This window comes from Lachnospira pectinoschiza, from assembly GCF_900103815.1.
GTDB classification, from domain to species: domain Bacteria; phylum Bacillota; class Clostridia; order Lachnospirales; family Lachnospiraceae; genus Lachnospira; species Lachnospira pectinoschiza_B.
In genome coordinates, this window is the sequence record NZ_FNHZ01000004.1 from 211,813 (window position 1) to 229,747 (window position 17,935).

Below are 17,935 nucleotides of genomic sequence, written 5' to 3' on the forward strand. Positions count from 1 at the left end.
TATGTCAGATTAAAGTTTTACTAATCTTATTCTTCCTCTTCCTTTTTTCTAGCTGCTACTGCACCAGCTGCAATTGCTGCTGAAACGCTTGCTAGAGCAAGTCCGATTACGAAGTTATTGTTATCAGCTGTATCAGTATCTTCTGCTGCTACTTCTGATGTATTGCTAGCTGCTGTAGAAGCTTCTGTAGCACTTGCTGTTGTTGTTGTTGCATCAGCTACAACTACATCTGTATCTGCTGCTACTTCGCCAGTTGTATTTTCTGTTGAAGGTTCCTCTGTTGAAGGCTCCTCTGTTGAAGGCTCAGCTGCAAGTAATGTAAATAATGTAGATGCTGCACCATCTGTTGAAAGAATTGTAACAGTATGCATACCTTCACCAAGTGTTGCTAAATAATCAGCTGAAAGTTCAATAATTGTTGAACCAGAAGTTGCTGTGTAATTTGATGGATCAACTGTAACGCCATCAACTTCAACACCTTCAAATGTACTTAAGTCTGCTGCTGATCTAAATACTACTGATTCACCTGCTGCAACTTCAGCATTTTCACCATTTAACATCTCATATTCAATACTTGTTAACTTACCATGCTGGAGTAATTCTGCTGACCAATCATTTCCTACAAAGTTAGCAAAGCTAATTGCTGTACCATCATTTAATACTGCCTCTGAAAGAAGTGTTGACCATGATACTCTTGATGATGTATCTACTGAGTTTCCATTTACATCTACTGAACCATATTCATAGCTTAATGTAGACTTTCCACCAAGAGATGAATTCCATCCTTCGTCACAAATAAGAAGCTTTTCTTCACCATCATAGAAATCTGTTGTTTCAATTGTTGTGTTATAGAATACTACTTCAGCTGTATTAGCCTGCCATGGTCTACCAAAGTAACCCTGCTTAGACTTCTTAGTTGATGCTGTATCTACACCAGGTGTTGTTGATGTAACAGTACACTCATACATTAAGTAACCTCTGCCAGATGACTGCTGAGCTGCTGTAATATAGAATGTATCATTTGCATCTTCACTTGTATTAGCTACTAAATCACACTGATAGAAGATTGCTTCCATACCACCAAAGATATAATCTGTACCACCATAAATCTGGCACTGATCAAATACTACTGTTGAATTAACTCCACCATAAAGTGTATCCTGTCTACCAATGAACTTACAATTATCAAAATATGTCTCTGAAACATCGCTTACGATTGCAAGAGCTGCTGCTCTTTCTACATAAGCCTTTGCCTGAACTGCAGTTGAACCAACTTTGTAGTCATTTCTTGCACCATTTGATTCGCCCTTAGCACCGCTAAGTGCAACGATTGTATCGTTAGCCGCAAGTTCTGACTGATACTGGTTGAATGAGTTCTCAAAAATAATTCCATCTGCACTAAAGCCATCTGCATATACAACTACAGTTGCATTCCAGTAGCTTCCGTTTGTTGTACCAGAACCTGGATTCTGGAATGAATAATAACCATTGTATGTATTAACATCTAATAAATCTGCATTGTACTTACAATTCTTATCCATACTATAGTAAGCATAACCATGACCATAGTATGATGTGATTCTTACTGCATTATCTGCAATATCAACACCTGAATTTGTAAGATCTGTGCTTGCTGCACTACCAGCTGCATTTACTAAGTTTACATTGTCAACGTCAATAACAAGCATTTCCTGGTATGTACCTGGATCAATTACAATTGTAACTTCCTGGTCTTCTGTTCTTTGCATTGTTCTTGCTGCATCAAGTGCATCATTAATTGTCTGATATTCCTTATCTGCACCTACTGTAATAACGCTCTTATACTCTGTTGGAGTAACAACGCTAATCTCTGTGAAGTATGTCTGACCACCATTTGACTTAATTGTCATATAGCCATCCTGACTTGCAACTAGCTGTGTCTTTTCAATCTTAGATGTTGAACCTGACTTTTCAGCTAATGCTACATCACCTGCTGTAAAGTAAGCGCTATAGCAGTATGATAATGTTACAATATCGCCAGCCTTAACTGGAACATCAATTGTACCAGCTACTGTATTACCTTCTGCATCTGTTGATTCGTTAAGAAGAAGGTATGTCTTGTTCTCTAATACATTGCTGTTTAAAGTAAGTCCATAGTAGTAATTGCTACCATTAATTGTCTCAATACCGTTTCCGTCATATTCCTTGTTATAAACTGAGAAATCCCAATCTGTAACATCATAGAACTTAACTTCTACGCTATTGCCTGTCTTATCAGCTGTATTATCATATGAACCAAGCTTTAAGTCATATGTTGGAGCCTGCTCGTAAGCATAGTTACCAACACCTGTTACCTTAACTGAATACTGACCAGCTCTAAGTGAAATCTGATCACCATAGTTATATGTATAAACATAGCTTGTTCCATCTTCATAAGTATCATTAATGTTAGTTAATGTAATTACTGCATTTGCTGCATCTTCACTTGAGATACCTGAAAGTGTAATTGTTGCGTCAAATGTATCCTTATGAACAAATTCAATATCCTTTACTGAATTTCCATCTGTTTCAATAGAAGTTGTTAATAATGTGTAGTCCGCTGCATCTGTAGCTACTACTTCGTATGTAACGCCAGCCTCAACCTTTAATGTGTATGATAAATCACTATTAACTGTTAATTCTGGAACATAAATCTTATCTGCGTTAAATGCTAATTGTACCTTTGCAGCCGCATCTGCATCAATACCTGTAATATTACCTGTAATTGTTACAAGTTCTACTGGATTAATTACAAAATCCATGCTAAGTGACTCAGCTTCAGTTGATACACTAAGCTCATCCTCAGTTGCAATAACATAACCGTTAGCATCCTTAAGACTTACTGTGTAATCATATGTCTGATAAAGGAAGCATGAATAGCTTCCATCAGCTGCAACTGCAGCAACTGTTTCGCCACCTGTCTGCTTATTAGTAAATACTAAGCTATAACCTGTTGGAGCTACTGTTCCAAGTGCTTCTGGATCTGCATATGTAGATGTACCAGAAATCTTAACTGGAGCTGTATGTACTCTTGTAGCTCTTGCAATTACTAACTTTTCGTTAGTACAGTATAACTTGTATGTACCAGCTTCAGCAGCGTAGAATGTAGCTTCTTCAACACCAGCACTATTTGTAAAGTTAAATGTCTGAATGTTGCCACTTGGAGATACTAAATAATATATAGCATCACCACCGTTTGAACCAAGCATTAATGTTAAAACATCATTCTCCACTAATGTAAAGTTCATATATACGCTATCTGTTGGTGAATTGTTAGAATAAATGTAACCCTTATATTCATTACCATCTGCATCCTTCTTACTCTTTTCATCATATCTAGTTAAGTTTGTGTTAGTTGTTCTATATCTGTTATTAGTCTTACCACCAGCACAGAAATAGATAAATTCATTGCCTTCTGTGTCATAAATTGTAAAGTCACCAATATTTACACCAGATGTACCAGCAGCAATACTTGAATCATAGAATGCTGTCTGAATGCTTTCTGTAAGTAAGTTGTTGTAAACCTCACCATCTAGTTGTTCTGCACCAAAGTCAACTACGTCGATTTTTCCATTTCCTGCCTGTGTTGGGTCTGTTGATCTAGCCTCAGTCAATGAAATCTCCTTAATATATGTACTAGAATCAAAAGAAAGTACAATTGATTCTGTATCTTCGTCTGTTGTTCCTGTTACTGAATAGTTATTCCATGAACTACTAGCAGTTGTTGTAAGTGTCTCTCCTCCTACACTCATTGTTGCACCATTATAAGCTAATACATTAAGTGTGTAGTTTGAGTATGAACCTACTGGAATAGTAATCTTTGTGCCTACATTAGCCTGTGCATCTGAATCTCTTGCTGCTAACTTACCGTTTGTAGCATCAATTTCTAAGCCTTCAAATGTACCTGTACCATTATTAGCTCCCTGAAGAGCTAATTCATATGCACTTGAATAGTTTGTATTAGACTTATCGAAATTCCATGTTGTTGTTGTAGCAACATATGGATTTGGTGTTACAGTGATTTCATGAATCCATGTTGTACCATCAACTGCACTAAATGTAACCTCTCCAGCTCCACCAGTGTATTCGTAAGTTAAAGTATCGCCATCAGTTTCAACTTTTGCCTTTTGACCCTGCTCTCCATTCATATAAAGAATTGTCGATTCATTAGCATATAAACATGATGAAACTGTAATTGTACAAGGTCCTGCTACCTTTACAGTAATCTCAGCACCATCATTCATAGTCAAACCATGTGCGCCATTATTAGCTGTATTTTTTACAAATGTTACTAAGCCCAAGCTTGTTCCTGGAGTATGTCTATAGTCGCTTCCGTCTAATCCAGCAAAAGTCATTTTGTAAGTTTCACCCTTTACGGCTTCTGTTGCAGTTAAACCATTGCTTAACTCATCAGCCTTTACACTTACGAGACTTCCAGAAAATGGAATTGAAGCGATAACTAGAGCAAATGCTAATACCCCTACAAGCACTCTCTTAAAGTTTTTAAACTTCATTGTGTTGTCCTCCCGTTATTAAATTGTATATATACTTCATGCCCGTCTTTGAACCATTGCGGTGGTCCCTTTGTCTGCTGTGGAAATTATACATAAAAATTAGTCATTCCCCAAGATGTAATATTGTACTTTTTATGTTTTACCATTAGTTATTTATTAAAAGACCCTTTATTAATTAAGTAATAAAGGGTCTTTTGTTTAATTTAAACCTTAAGAAAAAATCTTGTATTCGACTATCTATTAAGCGTTCTTTCTCTTCTTATTAGCAACAAATGCTACTGCTGCTAATACCATGAGACTTACATAAACAACTGGCATTGCGCTATCGCCTGTATTCTTATCAGTTGTTGAAACTTCGCTTGAATCTGCTGCTACTTCAGAAGTTGTTGTTGTTGCTGCTGCATCTGCTACAACTGTGTCTGTATCTGCTGCTACTTCACCAGCTGTTGATGCTACTGTAATTGTTGCTGTTGCTACTCCATCTTCTGAAACAATTTCTACTGTATGAGTACCTTCTGAAAGTGTTGCTGTGTAATCTGCATTAAATGTAACGATTGTTGAACCTTCTGTTACTACATAGTTGCTTGGATCAACTTCAACACCATCAACTAATACCTTAACGAACTTTGCAAAATCTGCTGCAGATCTTACTGAAAAGCTTTCGCCCTTAACAACGATTTCACCGTCGCCATCAAGTACTGCATATACTACATCTTCATCAGCTGCAACTTCTGTAACTAAACCTGTAGTAACATCACCTGTAACTTCAACTTCCTTAGAAGCTGTAAGTGTTGATGCGTTAAGTGTTGCACCTGTTCCCTCTGCTGCCTTATCTGTTAAGACTAAGAGACCATTCATGTTAATTGTTCCATCTTCGTTACGTGTTACTGGTAATGAGCTATAAACATGAGTTGTATAATCCATTCCTGTATCTACGCTTTCAAACCAATCAGCTGTTACTGTTGTTGAAGCATCCTTTGAATCACCTGATGCTGATTTCCAGAAGTAGTTTGTTGACTGGTAAACCTTTGTTGCATCCTGGCTACCAACTAACTTAATATTTTCACCATTATCTGTATTCTGTGTTCTAAATGAAAGAATACCTGATGCAGAATAATCTGTGTTAGCTGCTGTTTTAGTATAAAGTGCTACGTTGTTAGCTTCATTATTAAATGATGTAGACATGCTAATCTGAATATCTGGGCAAGAGTTTGAATCAATACCCTTTGACTTGTTATCAAATGCTACACAGTTATAAAGGACATGATAACCTGACATTGAATCGCCACCCATCTTAAATCCGTTACCGTTACCAGCATCTGTACCATCAAGTAGATATCCATTTGCATATGCTACTGAATTCTTAATTGTTACTGCACCAATTGAACCTGTCTGAACCTTTGCGAAAAGATCCCAACCATCATCGGCATTGTTATGTGCTATACAGCCATCAAATACATTTCCATCACCACATGTTAACTTTGCTGCGAAACCATCAGCATCTTCATAACCCTTATCGTGGTTGTTATAAGATGTACAGTTAAGAACTAAGTTATATGAAGGCCATGTAGACTTATCTGCATCATTTGCTGAAAGTCTTGAAATCTGAAGACCTGTGTTACCATTTTCATAAGTTTCTACATTATCAACTGTGTTATGGCTACCACTTAAATGAATACCATCCTTACCATCAGCTGATTCTGTAACATCAATACCCTGGATATACCAGTAGTTACCAGCAATTTCCATTGCATGTCCACTTGCATTCGCACCACTAATAACTGGTCTTGTGCTTGCATCTGGATCTGCAATTAAGTAAATAAGTGCATCTTCTGTACCGTTTGTTCCTCTTGGAATTGTTACAGTACTTGTGTACTTATATGTACCTTCCATCATTACGATTGTCTGACCTGGCTGAGCATACTTAATTGCTGTCTGTAAGTCAGCTGGATCTTCCTTGCTACCTGTACCATTAGCGTTTGGAGATACATAAATTGTTTCACCATTATATGCATTGTATGTTACTGTCTGATTAATTGTGATTTCATCATAATTACTCATTACCTGATATTCACCAGGAACATAATTATCATCTGCATCATACTTAACTGTAAATGTATTGCTGCCTAAGTTAAGTGTTGTTGCTACTGTAATTTGCTGTCCAGCTGTTACAGTAACTTCCTTAATAGCTTCACCATTCTGGTAAATTGTTGCTACACCATCTGCATTAGCTGTGAACTGTAAGTCATAAGCTGATGAATTTGATGATTCTGCTGAATCAATTGTTGCTACTGTTTCAATTGTTTCAACTGGCTGTTCTTCTGTTGGAGCATCATTTTCAGGGCTAATTGTTGTAAATGTAACATCTGAGAATGTTGCCTGTGCAAATCTTGATACGAAGAAACCTACATAAACTGAATCTGCATCAATCTGTGAAAGAGCTTCTGTATCATAATACTTCTTTGTTACTGAATATGAACCATCTACTGATTCGTAAGTTACAAAGTAACCTGTGTTATTCTTCTGAATTGTTAAATACATTTCTGTAATATTAACGTTGTTGTCTAACTTTCCTTTTCCATTAGTGAAATTTCCAATTAAATTTGATTCATTTGGATATCTCTGCTCTAATGGATATGCTATTGATGAGAAACAATTGTTAATTGTATCTGTATCATTAGCTTCAATTAAAGAAATATTTTCTGCTGTTACACCTGTCTTTTCAAGTGATTCAATACCGATTTTCTGTGTAACCTTTGTTGCTGTTGTATCAGTTGTTACATTTCCATCAGCATCTACATAATATTCTGTCTTTGTTGCTGCTGCGAAATATGCATTGTTCCAGCCTGAACCACCAAGCTGATCTGCTGCCATAAGGCCAAAGGCTTCCTGACCATTTGATAAATACCACTGATTAACTGTAACCTTTGCTCTTAATGTAAAGTTCATGTTAGATGGTACTTCTGTATAGTAGAATGAAAGACCATCAAATGAAGCTGGTACAAACTTACCATCATTACCTGAATCTGTAAGCTTACCGTTTGTTAACTTACCTGCTGTTAACTGAACATAACCATCAGCGTTTAAATCACCTACCTTAGTAAAGTTAGATGAATTAGCACCATTACCATAGGTAATTGTACCCCAAACTGTCTGAGCTTCTTTAGTTACCTCTACTGCATCACTTACTGTACCGTCTGTTGTTGTAGCTGGTAATAATCTAACTGCCTGTACCTTAAATGTATAAGAATTACCAACAGTTAAACCTGTTACTGTGTATTCTAAATCAGTAATACCGCTTGCAGCAACAACGTAATTTTCCCCATCTGTGCTATAAGAAACGATATAAGAATCAGCCTCTGTTACTGACTGCCATCCAATATATACGCTTCCGTTACCTGTACTTGATGTTGTATTAATTGTAACTTCACTTAATGGAAGTACGAAATTTACAGAAACTGCATCACTAGTCTTATCATCTTCACCTTCACGATAAATGCTAACTGTTGCAGTATATGTTCCTGATGAACTAACTGTAAATGTCTTTGAACCTGTGTTACCTTCCTTTAAATACTTACTTGTCTGAGATTCTCCAGTAGTATCTGTAAGTGTTACAACAGCTCCATCTGCTCCATCTGTTCCGATTAAAGCATCAAAATCTACTGTTACTGTACTATCACCATTATCTACTACTGAAGTAATTACTGGATTAGCAACTTCTGACCAATCAGCTCTTACCACTTCTTCTGCCTCACCTGAAGTTTCTGTTACTTCAATCTTAAAAATATAATTATTATTTTCTAAGCCACCTAATGCATATGTTCCTGCTTCACTTAATGTAAGTGTTGAAACACATGCTGCATTCTTAGCTAATGTCTCTGATGTCTGTGCTGCAACCTCTCCACTTGATAGGTTGTAGATTGCCATGTTTCTGTTATCTCCGCCTGCTACCCACCAAATCTTTACTGTTGCACTTGCACTTGTTTTAAAGCTTACATAGTTCTTTCCTGCGTCTATATCTGCCTTTCCACCAAAGGCTAATCTCTGTCCTGATGTATATCCATCATCAAATGTCTTTTTACTTTCATTAATCTTTGTCTTTGAACTTGCAACTATTGTGAAATAGTCATCATATGTAATTTCTTGTCCATCTGTGTATGTACCTTCAGCTGCTGCTGTAAGTGTTGATGTTTCAAATGTGTTAACTGTTGATGTAACAGTTGGTGTCTCTGTTACTTCAATCTTGAAAATATAATTATTATTTTCTAAACCACCTAATGCATATGTTCCTGCTTCACTTAATGTAAGTGTTGAAACACATGCTGCATTCTTAGCTAATGTCTCTGATGTCTGTGCTACAACCTCTCCACTTGATAGATTGTAGATTGCCATGCTTCTATTATCTTCTCCACCTTCTACCCACCAAATCTTTACTGTTGCGCTTGTACTTGTTTTAAAGCTTACATAGTTCTTTCCTGCGTTTATATCTGCCTTTCCACCAAAGGCTAATCTCTGTCCTGATGTATATCCATCATCAAAAGTCTTACTACTTTCATTAATCTTTGTCTTTGAACTTGCAACTATTGTGAAATAGTCATCATATGTAATTTCTTGTCCATCTGTGTATGTACCTTCAGCTGCTGCTGTAAGTGTTGATGTTTCAAATACATGTGTATTTGAACTAGCATCGCTGGCGCTTACGCTCTTAACTGCTAAATCAGTTGGCATAAGACCAACAACCATGAGAATTGCCATTGCGATTGACATAATTCTCGCTCTCATTTTAGTCTTCATAGACCGTTCCTCCCATAAAAATATATAATCACTAAACTCCTTATCAGCAATTACCTTCGTCCCACGAATTACTTCTCCTGCTGACATTTGCCATTATAGCCAAAATATGATTTTTACGTCAACACAAGACCTTGTGAAAATTTGACTAAAAACTAGAGGATTTTATTGTCTATTTTGACAGATATGTCAAATGATAGTACTACAGTACCATAAGACTAGTACTTAAATGTAAAATTTTCATGAATAAATTGTTATCAAAAATTTTATCATTTCACTTTAAATAAGTACTTTAGTCCTATAGTAGTAGTACCTTAGATACTGTGTGTATAACTAATCTACTATCAGTGGGTTTTATTCTCTTATTTCCATCAATGCACAATTATTATGTATTTTCTACAATATATCAGTATCAACTCATATAGTCTTGTATAAAATTAACAAAATAAATTTCACAATACTTTCTTAACTATTATGAATAAATTTATCATTACACGCAAAAATCCCCCTTATCTTATTAAGATAAGAGGGACTAATATTTATAAATAAACTGCTACGCCCATTTAAACACTATATTATTTTTCTGAAACTATGCTTTTTTTCTTTGTATAAACTACAACTGCTGCTGACATTAATAATAGAGCAACAAATACTACTGGCATTGCACTATCTAATGTATCAACCTTAGTCTTTGCTTCATCCTTTTTAGAAACTGTTTCGTTAGCTGCTGTTTCACTTGCAACTACATTTTCTTCATCTGCAGCTACTTCACCTGCTTTGCTTGTTACGATGAAATCTATATAAGCATCACCGTCTGTAGAAACAATCTTTTCTAGATGCGCGCCATCCTCTAGACCTTCAATGAATTCTGCACTTAAAGTAACAATTGTAGAACCTTCCTCTAATGTGTAATCAGCTGAATCTACTAATGTATCATCTACATATACAGCAACAAACTTATCAAGTGAAGCTGCTGATCTTGCTGTAAATGAGTTACCCTTTAATACTGTTTCATTTTCACCATCAAGAGTTTCATAAGCAATTCTTTCGGCAATTTCTGCATTTTCAGGAGCAAAACCTGTTGTTTCATCTCCGTCAATAGAAATTACTGGGTTTGGTGTTAACACATCTGCATTAAATCTAGCACCGACATTTAAAGGAGCCTTATCTGTTAACTCTAAAAGGCCGTGCATGTTAATTCTACCATCTGCGTCACGAGTTACAGGTAAAGTCTCATATGTATGAGTCTTATAGTTATAGCCTGTATCCACTGACTTAAACCAATCGTCTGTTACAACTTTGCTTGAGTCAATAGCATCCCCCTGTGCTGTCTTCCAGAAATAATCTGTTGACTTAAATACTGCTGATGGATCCTTACTTTGTGCGCCCTTAAACTTAAAGTTTTCGCCCTTATCCATAGAGCCGCAAGCTGCTGTCTTGTAGGAAAGGATTCCGTCTGCGCTAAAATCTGTCTCATTAGCGTAATTTGTATATAATGCCACGTTGTTAACTGCATTATTAAATGTTGTTGAATCAAAAATCTTTATATCTGGACAAGAGTTACAATCAATACCCTTAGACTTGTTATCAAAAACAAAGCTGTTCTTTAATACATGTCCTGCAGCTACTGAATCGCCACCCATCTTAAATCCGTTACCATTACCTGCTCTCTTACCGTTTGATAAGTAACCATTACCGTAAGATACACAGTTCTGAATTGTTACACTACCGATTGAACCAGTCTGAACCTTAGCAAAGAAATCGAAACCATCATCGGCATTACAATATGAGATACAACCATCAAATACGTTGCCCTCTCCACATGTTAACTTTGCACCAAATCCATCTGCATCTTCGTAACCTGAATCTGCATTATCATGTGATGTTGTATTTAAGATAAGGTTATGCTGTGGCCACATATCTCTATCATCATTAGCTGAAAGTCTTGAGATCTGAAGACCTGTATTACCATTATTATAAACTTCTACATCATCAATTATATTAAAGCTACCACCTACATGAATACCATCTTTAGTATCTGCTGAGTTAGCTACATCAATTCCCTGAATAAACCAATAGTTACCTGCAACTTCCATTGCATGTCCCTTAGCTCTTTCACCACTAAATACTGGTCTAGTCTTAGCTTCAGGGTCTGCAATTAAATAAATCATTGCATCCTTTGTACCATCTGTTCCTCTAGGAATTGTAAGAGTTGAAGAATATGTATATGTTCCTTCTTTACAAACAATTTTCTGACCTGGCTGTGCAAATCTAATTGCTGTCTGAAGATTTGCTGGATTCTCCTTTGTTCCGTTGCCACTACCCTCTGGTGATACATAAATCACGCTACCAGTATAAGCCTGATATGTTACCTTCTTAGTATAAGTTCTCTCCTCGTAATTGTTTAATACACTATACTTTGATGGCTTGAATCCATCTGTTGGCTTAAATTTAACATTGAAAATATTCTCGCCTACATTTAACTTTGTTGAAACCTTTGTTGTTTCATTAGCCTTTACATCTACTGTGCTAATTAATTCCCCGTTCTCATAAACATTTGCAACACCATCTGCATTAGAATCAAATGTAAAATTATAATCTGATGAGTTTGTTGTTGCCTCAGATGAGATTGAAGCATTAACTGGTAATTCCTCAATTGGATGTGGAATTGCTTCTGGGTCCTGTGCTGGATCGTGAATATCAAGTGTTACATCTGAATATGTAACCTGTGCAAATCTTGATACAAAGAAACCAACATAAACATTATCACTATCAAGCTGTGATAAAATGTCTGGCTCATAATACTGCTTTGTAGTAGTATAGCCTGTTCCATCTAATGGCTCATAACTAACATAGTAACCTGTGTTATTCTTACCAATTGTTAAATACATCTCTGTAATATTAACGTTATTGTCTAACTTACCTGCTTCATTAGTAAAATTACCAATTAAATTTGATTCATTTGGATATCTTTGTTCTAGTGGATATTCTGTAGATGAAAATACTTTACTGATTAATTCTCTATCTCCGTCTTCTACTGCTTCGATGTTATCCTTTGTAAGTCCAGACTTTTCACGAACTTCAATACCTAATCTCTGCTTAATAGGATTGTAGCTTTCATCTTTAGTTGGCTCTCCATCCTTACCCGGACGATAAATTGTCTGTGAAGCAAGTGCCATATAGGAATTATTCCAACCAGAACCGCCACACTTATCTGATGCCATAAGACCAAAGCCTTCCTGACCATTAGTTAAATACCACTGATCAACCTTAACCTTTGCTCTAAGTTCAAAATTCTTGTCTGTTGGAACTGAAGTATAATAGAATGATAGACCATCGAATGATGCTGGTACTAACTTACCCCAGTTGTGCTTATCAGATCCCACCATAACTCCGTCTGTAAGTCCACCTGCTGTTAATCGTACCCAATCACCATCATTTAAATTTCCTTCGTAACCTGTGTAATTTTTCTTTGGATCATCTGTTTTTACGCCATTACCGTATGTTATAAAATTCCATTCTCCCTGATTCGATGACACTGCACTAGGAGTTTCAGCATTAACTCTAGTGGCTGTCATACCAGTTGGCATTAGTGCTACTGTCATAAGAACTGCCATTGCTGCGGAGACAATTCTTCTAATCTTTAGTTTTTTCATATTGTGTCCTCCCAATAAATATATGAATAATAAACTATACGTTTACCAGCAATATTTACATCCCAAAACACACCTTTTGCTGACTTTTGCAATTATATACAATATTTACTCTAATGTCAATGCAAGTCTTTGTTGGAAACTGACATATCTTACAGGATATTTGTCCTATTTTTGTTATTTTTACATAATTTTTGCCTTTTGAGGCAATACATTTTCATAAATAAGAAAATGGCCTCCTAAAGAGGAAGCCATTTACAATTTCGTGTCTTACAGCGCAAGCAGCTGTCATCCACTATTAAGTTTTACATTATACGTAATGTGTGCCAATTGCGGTTTTAGCTACATTAGAATAATTACTAAAATTACTCTTCAGCTGGTGTGTCGTCTGCTTTTTCGTAAGCTTCGAGCACTAATTTCTGAAGGTTGTCCCTTGTGGCTGTATTGATAGGATGAGCGATATCTCTATACTCGCCATCAGTAGATTTTCTACTTGGCATAGCGATAAATAAACCCTTTTCGCCTTCAATAACCTTAATATCATGCACAACAAACTCGTCGTCGATTGTTACAGATACTACAGCCTTCATCTTGCCTTCCTTAGTAATCTTACGTACTCTTACGTCTGTAATATTCATAAGCACCCCTTCTGCCGCAACTTTTTTGCCGGCCAAACATATTAATATCCCTTCGTTACTAGTCAAGGAACTTTTTATATATCGTCTACCAGTCTATCCTTCTTACGGTTAATCCCTCCCAAAATTAACTATAAGTTAACTTGCTTTGATAAGACTGCAAACCGCACGATTAAAGTTTCCTGATATATTTACTAATTCGCGGGGTGCCTCATACGTTGTCTATTCTGTCCACGAACTTTAGTAACCAAATTAGTAATATAATGGGCTATCCTCTATGACGATCTGAGGACCTGCCTCGCCAACGTATCTTGCGTTAGCCTTAATAGTACTGTTACTTTCTACGATGCAGTTCTCGATGTATGCATTATCACCGATATAGGCATTATTTAGAATGATAGAGTTCTTAATTACAGCGTTATTTCCCACATAAATTTTCTTAAATAACACTGAATTCTCTACAGTACCATTTACTATGGAACCACTTGATACTAAACTGTTCTTTACATTTGCTCCAAAATTATACTTTGCTGGAGGTAAATCTTCTACCTTAGAGTAAACATCTGGATACTGCTTAAAGAAGTAATCCCTAACATCCTTATTTAAGAAATCCATATTAGTCTTGTAATATGCATCTACAGTGGAAATGTTACTCCAATATGTATCGAGTTTATATCCATAAATCTTCTTAATATTCTTATATCTAACGAGGATATCTCTAACAAATTCATGTCTATCCTCTTCAGCCGCCTTTTCAAGTAATTCAATTAAAAGACGTCTTCTTATTACATAGATACCTGTTGATACTGTTGAAAGATTAGTCTCTAAAGGCTTCTCTTCAATCTCAGTAATTCTACCTTCATCAGTCATGGCAACAACGCCGTAACGGTTAATATCACTTCTGTCAGTTAACTTCTTAACTACCATTGTAATATCTGCCTTCTTCTCGATGTGATATTCAAGTATCTTATTATAATCCATTTTATATACGCCATCACCTGATGCAATTACTACATAAGGCTCATGGCTTGACTTTAGAAAATGTATATTCTGATATATAGAATCTGCTGTTCCTCTATACCAGTTACTACTTTCAGCAGTTATTGTAGGTGTAAATACAAATAAACCGCCCTGTTTTCTACCGAAATCCCACCACTTAGATGAACTCAAATGTGAGTTTAGTGATCTTGCATTGTACTGTGTTATAACAGCAACCTTTTGAATGCGGGAATTTGACATATTACTAAGAGCAAAATCAATACCTCTGTAACTACCGGCAATAGGCATTGCAGCAATAGCTCTCTTATTAGTCAATTCTCTCATCATTCTGTTGTTTCCGCCGGCTAAAATAATTCCTATCGCCTTCATTACTCTTCACCTGCCTTAATTAAAAATCCACCACTTGCTAACTGATTATCAGTATAATCAGAAGCAGTTGTCACTCCTGAAATTGCACTGTTCTTGCCAACCTTAATGTTGTCAGGAATAACTGTACATTCTCCAATTGTTACCAGGCCAGAGTTATAAATCTTTGGAAGCTTGATATTCTCAGCTTCTTCCCCAACTCCAAGTTCAACATTGTCTCCGATTGTAACATCTTCAGCAATAATTGACTTATTAATGATTGTATTCTTACCAATCTTAGTATTATTCATAATAATTGAATCATGAATTTCTGCTCCCTCTTCAATTACTACGCCACTACCAATGACTGAGTTAAATACCTTACCATAGACTTCTGTACCATCTCCAATGATACTCTTCTCAATATAGGCATCTGATGCGATATACTGAGGAGGAATTGCATCATTACTTGTGTAGATCTTCCAGAATTCCTCATAAAGGTTAAAGATAGGAATAATATCGATAAGCTCCATATTAGCTTCCCAATAAGAACTAAGAGTTCCTACATCCTTCCAATAACCGTTATATTCATAAGCAAAGATTCTCTTATTACTATTAAAGCAATATGGAATAATGTGCTTTCCAAAATCGCACTCTTGCTGATCTTTCAACTTAATAAGTGCATCCTTTAAAATCTTCCAGCTGAAAATGTAAATACCCATGGATGCTAAATTGCTTTTAGGGTTAGCTGGCTTCTCCTCAAATTCTGTTATCTTGTTATCACCATCTGTTACAACGATACCGAATCTAGAAGCTTCCTCAATAGGAACCGGCATAGCTGCAATAGTAACATCTGCATTATTAGCCTTGTGATAATCAAGCATAATCTTATAATCCATCTTATAGATGTGGTCACCTGAAAGTATTAATACATACTCAGGATTAAATTGTTCCATATAGTCAAGGTTCTGGTAAATGGCATTGGCTGTGCCTGTATACCATTCACTGTTAGTACTCTTTTCATATGGAGGAAGGACTGTAACGCCTCCAACATTACGATCCAAATCCCATGGAATACCAATTCCAATATGGGTATTAAGTCTTAGTGGTTGATACTGTGTCAACACACCAACTGTATCAATTCCTGAATTGATACAATTACTTAGTGGAAAATCAATAATACGATACTTTCCACCAAATGCCACAGCTGGCTTTGCGACCTTTGAAGTCAAAACACCCAGACGACTTCCCTGGCCACCAGCGAGTAGCATAGCTATCATCTCTTTCTTAATCATGCTATCACCTCTGATGTAAATAATTTCTACGGTTCTAGATACTAAAAGTATAGCACAATATAATATTTAAGTAAAAACTTTTTTCCTATTTTTTCTAGATATTTTGATATTTTTCGTAATATTACCATATTTTGTTATGAAAAAATTGAAATTTCCCATAAATAGTTATAATATATAATGAACTTGCTATTTTTGCAGGTCAAAAATTAGTTTCTTATTAGATAAGCAATCTATTACAAAATAAATTTATGAGAAAGAAGGCACATTTAATATGTACAAAATCGATTTTAAGAAGCCTATTTCAGTACATTTTATTGGAATTGGCGGAATCAGCATGAGCGGCCTTGCTCAGATTCTTGTTAAAGAAAATTTTAAAGTTTCCGGTTCAGACCAGGCTGCCTCTAAACTTACTAAGGAATTAGAGGATATGGGATGCAAGGTTTCATACCCACAGTCAGCAGCTAATATCACAGATGATATTGACCTTGTTGTCTATACTGCTGCTATACATCCAGACAATCCTGAGTTTGTAGCTGTTAAAGAAAAAAATATACCTATGCTTACACGTGCAGAACTTTTAGGTCAGATTATGAGCAATTATCGTTCTGCAATTAATGTAGCAGGAACTCACGGAAAGACTACAACAACATCTATGCTTACAGAAATCTTTATGGCAGCTAATGCTGACCCAACAATTTCTGTTGGCGGTATTCTTAATAGTATTAATGGAAATGTAAGAGTTGGTAAGTCAGACCTTTTCGTAACAGAAGCTTGCGAATACACTAACAGCTTCTTATCTTTTAATCCAACAACTAACATCATCTTAAATGTTAAGGCTGACCACCTTGACTTCTTTAAGGATTTAGATGATATCAGACACTCTTTCAAGCTCTTTGTTGAAAAGTTACCTGATAATGTTGGTACATTAATTATTAGCTCAGATATTGAAGACTACGAATATTTCTTTAAGGATAAGCATTGCCACGTAATTACATTTGGCGAGGATCCAAAGAAATCTAACTACAGCGCTACTAATATTAGTTATGATGCTTATGGCTGCTGCAGCTACACACTTATTAAAGAGGGCGCAGAAGTTACAACTATAGCTTTAAGCGTACCTGGACTTCACAACGTCTATAATTCACTAGCTGCAATTGCTGCTGCTGAAAATGAAGGCATTGACCTCGACTCTATCAAGGCTGGTTTAAAGAACTTCACAGGAACAGATAGACGTTTCCAGAAGAAGGGTGAATTTAACGGCGTAACAGTAATCGATGACTATGCTCATCACCCAGATGAAATCAAGGCAACTCTTGATTCTTGTAAGCATTATCCACATAAGACTGTATGGTGCGTTTTCCAGCCTCATACTTATACAAGAACTAAATCTTTAATGGATGAGTTTGCAACAGCTCTTTCTCTTGCTGATAAGGTAGTTTTAGCTAAGATTTATCCTGCTAGAGAGACAGATAATCTAGGAATTAGCTCCGCTGACTTAGCCGATAAGATTAAAGCTTTAGGCAAGGAATGTTACTATATAGATACATTTGAAGAAATCGAAAAATTTTTAGAAAAAAATTGTGTCAACGGTGACTTGTTGATAACTATGGGTGCTGGTGACATCGTAAAAGTTGGGGAAAAGTTAGTAAATAACGGAAAAAATTAACAGAAACATTTGTTTTCAA

At 36.1% G+C, this 17,935-nt stretch carries 7 protein-coding genes; 1 reads left to right on the plus strand and 6 read right to left on the minus strand.

The features are described from left to right. Positions 1–26: 26 nt before the first annotated feature. The 6 genes from BLQ66_RS08020 to BLQ66_RS08045 form a co-directional block, all read right to left on the minus strand. A complete protein-coding gene (locus BLQ66_RS08020; protein ID WP_074521708.1) occupies positions 27–4,532 on the minus strand; it encodes a pectinesterase family protein in 4,506 nt (1,501 codons plus the stop codon). A gap of 240 nt (positions 4,533–4,772) precedes the next feature. After that, positions 4,773–9,326 (minus strand): hypothetical protein, encoded by a 4,554-nt coding sequence (locus BLQ66_RS08025; protein WP_074521709.1) that lies wholly within the window; start codon positions 9,324–9,326, stop codon positions 4,773–4,775. A gap of 572 nt (positions 9,327–9,898) precedes the next feature. Further along, complete coding sequence (locus tag BLQ66_RS08030; protein WP_074521710.1) at positions 9,899–12,979, minus strand: right-handed parallel beta-helix repeat-containing protein; 3,081 nt, start codon at positions 12,977–12,979, stop codon at positions 9,899–9,901. A 362-nt stretch (positions 12,980–13,341) separates the two neighbouring features. Further along, on the minus strand, positions 13,342–13,614 hold the full coding sequence (gene spoVG / locus BLQ66_RS08035; RefSeq protein ID WP_027430975.1) for a septation regulator SpoVG: 273 nt from the start codon (positions 13,612–13,614) through the stop codon (positions 13,342–13,344). Positions 13,615–13,863: 249 nt separating this feature from the next. Further along, positions 13,864–14,979, minus strand: coding sequence for a glucose-1-phosphate adenylyltransferase subunit GlgD (gene glgD / locus BLQ66_RS08040; protein WP_074521711.1), 1,116 nt, complete (start codon positions 14,977–14,979; stop codon positions 13,864–13,866). After that, on the minus strand, positions 14,979–16,250 hold the full coding sequence (locus tag BLQ66_RS08045) for a glucose-1-phosphate adenylyltransferase (RefSeq protein WP_074521712.1): 1,272 nt from the start codon (positions 16,248–16,250) through the stop codon (positions 14,979–14,981). The genes glgD and BLQ66_RS08045 overlap by 1 nt, the downstream gene beginning before the upstream one ends. Before the next feature lie 271 nt (positions 16,251–16,521). On the opposite strand from BLQ66_RS08045, the gene murC reads away from it, so the two are divergent. Next, entirely contained in the window at positions 16,522–17,916 is a 1,395-nt protein-coding gene (gene murC, locus BLQ66_RS08050) for a UDP-N-acetylmuramate--L-alanine ligase (RefSeq protein ID WP_074521713.1), read from the plus strand. The last annotated feature ends 19 nt before the right edge of the window (positions 17,917–17,935 follow it).